The sequence below is a fragment of the Mesorhizobium sp. genome (genome assembly GCF_004962925.1).
Classification (GTDB): Bacteria; Pseudomonadota; Alphaproteobacteria; order Rhizobiales; family Rhizobiaceae; genus Mesorhizobium.
On record NZ_SUEO01000140.1, the window covers coordinates 14,765 to 17,669 of the forward strand.

Below are 2,905 nucleotides of genomic sequence, written 5' to 3' on the forward strand. Positions count from 1 at the left end.
CCCCCTCTGTCGCCTTCGGCGACATCTCCCCCTCAAGGGGGGAGATTACGGCGCTCGCACGTCGTGCTGCCGTTCTGGCCAAGGCCGATCTCACCACCCAGGTGGTCGGCGAGTTCCCGGAATTGCAGGGCGCCATGGGCCGTAAATACGCGCTGCTGCAAGGTGAGCATCCTTCCGCCGCTGCAGCGATAGAAGATCACTACAAGCCACAGGGACCGTCCGACCGCGTGCCCACCGATCCGGTATCCGTGGCCGTGGCGCTCGCCGACAAGCTCGACACGCTTGTTGGATTCTGGGCGGTCGACGAGAAGCCAACAGGGTCGAAAGACCCCTATGCTCTCCGCCGCGCGGCGCTGGGGGTGGTGAGGATTCTGGTCGAGAACGGTATCCGACTGGCGCTCACACCCATCTTCGGAAGCGCCTATGAGTGGGCGAACTATCTCGACAAGAATGCAGTTACGACGCTGGAAAGGAAGGCGGAACAAATCTACCGCTCCGACCTCCTCGCCTTCTTCCACGACCGCCTGAAGGTCTATCTGCGCGACCAAGGTGCGCGGCATGATCTGATCGACGCGGTCATCACGCCGCAGTCCGACGACCTGCTTCAAATCGTCCGCCGGGTCGAGGCGCTTGGCTCCTTCCTCGACACTGAGGACGGCAAGAACCTGTTGGCCGGCACCAAGCGTGCGGCGAACATTCTGGCTGCCGAGGAGAAGAAGAAAACGACGATCGCCGAGCATGTTGAGCCGGCTCTATTCCGGGAAGAGGCCGAGAAAACGCTGTTTGCGGCGGTGAATCAGGCCGAGAAGGAAGCCGGCCAAGCGATTCACAATGAAGACTTTTCCGCCGCCATGCTGGCGCTTAGCGCGTTGCGCGAACCGGTTGATTCATTCTTTGAACGCGTTCTCGTGAATGATGAGGATCAGGCCGTTCGAGCCAACCGTCTGGCACTGCTGGCGCGCATCCGGGCAGCGACTGACCAGGTCGCGGATTTCTCGAAGATCGCCGGCTGAGGCTTGGAAATAATTTGTTCCAATAGCCGATTCGAGCCGGCTTACAGTCATATGACGATGATCTCTGCGTGGCACAAGGAGCATGTTCCCCAAACTCACGGAGGCTTCCATGAATTCCGCTCGCGACATCGAAGTGACAGAAGAAACGCCCGCCGAGACGCTTGAGTCGGCTTCCGAAACGACCCTCGACCAGGCCGCCACCACTGCAGTCGAAGCTGCCGATCTGTCGGACGAGGACAGTGACGACGAAAGCGAAGCGACGGCCGAGGAAGGCGCTGAAGACGACAAAGCCGCCACCCTCTCGGACAACGATGAGGAAGACGACGAAGACGAAGACGATGACGGTGACGACGACAGCGTGAAGGCCGAGGCGCCGGACGCTGAGGAAGAGGAAGAGGAAGAGGAAGAGGAAGAGGAAGAGGAAGAGTCGGACGCCTCCGACGACGCGGACGAAGAGGTCGCGGCCTAAGTTTTTTCAGGCGACGGAATTTTTACTCAGTGAACCAGGGCGGCGCGAGAGCGTCGTCCTGATCTCGAACGGCTATCTGGCTTGGTCGATCTCGGGAATGGGCGTCGGCTGCGGCATTGCGGGTTCGCCGTTCGTTGCCGCTGCCTTTTTGTCGGAAATGGTCCTCGCACCAGGCGCTGCGGCAGCGGCGGTCGCGGCAGGTGCGGCGCTGGGGGCCGGTTTTGCGAAGGCGTCGCCGACGATGCCGCCGCGAATGATCATCGGGCTTTGCATGAAATCATGCTTGGGCTGGCTCGGGATCGCAGCAACTTTTTCATAGGCGACATCGGGCACTGGCTCGCCGAGCGCCACGATCGACGGCGTCGAGGTGCTTTCAGCCACCTTCACCGGTTCGGGTGCGCCGAGCCTGACGACGGACGGCGTCGAGGATGGTGCACCGAGAACGACGAAGGACGAAGCCTGTGCTCCGCCGGCCGCCAGAGTGAGACCAAGCGCTCCCAGGATACGCACCCAGACCATGATAGTTCCCCTTGCCCAACAAGCCGGCAACATACCGTCGGGGGAATTGATGCGGGCTTGCGAGGAAAGCTAGCATTTTAGCGATTTGGTAATTCGCCAACGCCCGGACTTGCCCCGTAAACGTCACCGTATTACGCACCCACATCTGTGAGGTGATGAGAGTGGCTGACGTACTTGCCGCCGGCGAGGCGATGGAGCGGGCGCTGGCGCTGCTCGAAGGCGGCGATGTCGTCGCCATTCCGACGGAAACCGTCTATGGGCTGGCCGGCGACGCCACCAATGGCGTTGGCGTGGCGCGTATCTTCGAGGTCAAAGGCCGGCCACGCTTCAACCCGCTGATCGCCCATGTCGCTGATCTGGCGATGGCCGAGCGCATCGCGCTGTTCGATCCGCTGTCGAAAAGACTGGCGCAGACATTCTGGCCGGGACCGCTGACGCTGGTGCTGCCGCAGCGGCCGGGCAACGGCATTCATCCGCTGGTCACCGCCGGGCTCGATACAATCGCGTTGCGCATGCCGAAAGGCTTTGGCGGCGAACTGATCGCCAGGCTCGGCCGCCCGCTTGCCGCGCCCAGTGCCAATTCTTCGGGAAAGATCAGTGCCACGACGGCAGAGGCCGTGGCGGCCGATCTCGGTTCGAAAATCAGCCTGGTGGTCGACGGCGGCGCAACGTCGGTTGGGCTCGAATCGACGATCGTCAAGGTCGAGGGCGGAAAGCTGCGGCTGCTGCGGCCGGGCGGCATTGCCGCCGAGGAGATCGAAGCGACCGCTGGCGTGAAGCTGTCGCGCGGGGCGGCAGGTATTGAAGCTCCGGGCATGCTGGCCTCGCATTACGCACCAAGTGCTGCGGTGCGGATAAACGCCGCAGAAGTCGCAAAGGGCGAAGCCTTGCTGGCCTTCGGCAC

3 protein-coding genes and 1 pseudogene (1 of these 4 only partly in view) are annotated in these 2,905 nt (G+C 62.5%); 3 read left to right on the forward strand and 1 reads right to left on the reverse strand.

Going from position 1 to position 2,905, the window contains the following annotated elements; genetic code table 11:
* Both glyS and E5W87_RS23930 read left to right on the forward strand, forming a co-directional pair.
* Positions 1-1,013, forward strand: a pseudogene (glyS, locus tag E5W87_RS23925) (glycine--tRNA ligase subunit beta); it begins 1,290 nt to the left of the window's first position.
* A gap of 109 nt (positions 1,014-1,122) precedes the next feature.
* On the forward strand, positions 1,123-1,482 hold the full coding sequence (locus E5W87_RS23930; protein WP_292403105.1) for an ATPase (modular protein): 360 nt from the start codon (positions 1,123-1,125) through the stop codon (positions 1,480-1,482).
* 72 nt (positions 1,483-1,554) lie between these two features.
* Here the strand turns inward: E5W87_RS23930 and E5W87_RS23935 are convergent, their stop codons facing one another.
* On the reverse strand, positions 1,555-2,001 hold the full coding sequence (locus tag E5W87_RS23935) for a hypothetical protein (RefSeq protein WP_292403107.1): 447 nt from the start codon (positions 1,999-2,001) through the stop codon (positions 1,555-1,557).
* A 161-nt stretch (positions 2,002-2,162) separates the two neighbouring features.
* Here E5W87_RS23935 and E5W87_RS23940 point away from each other — a divergent pair.
* On the forward strand, positions 2,163-2,905 hold a 743-nt coding region (locus E5W87_RS23940), incomplete at its 3' end, for an L-threonylcarbamoyladenylate synthase (protein WP_292403110.1).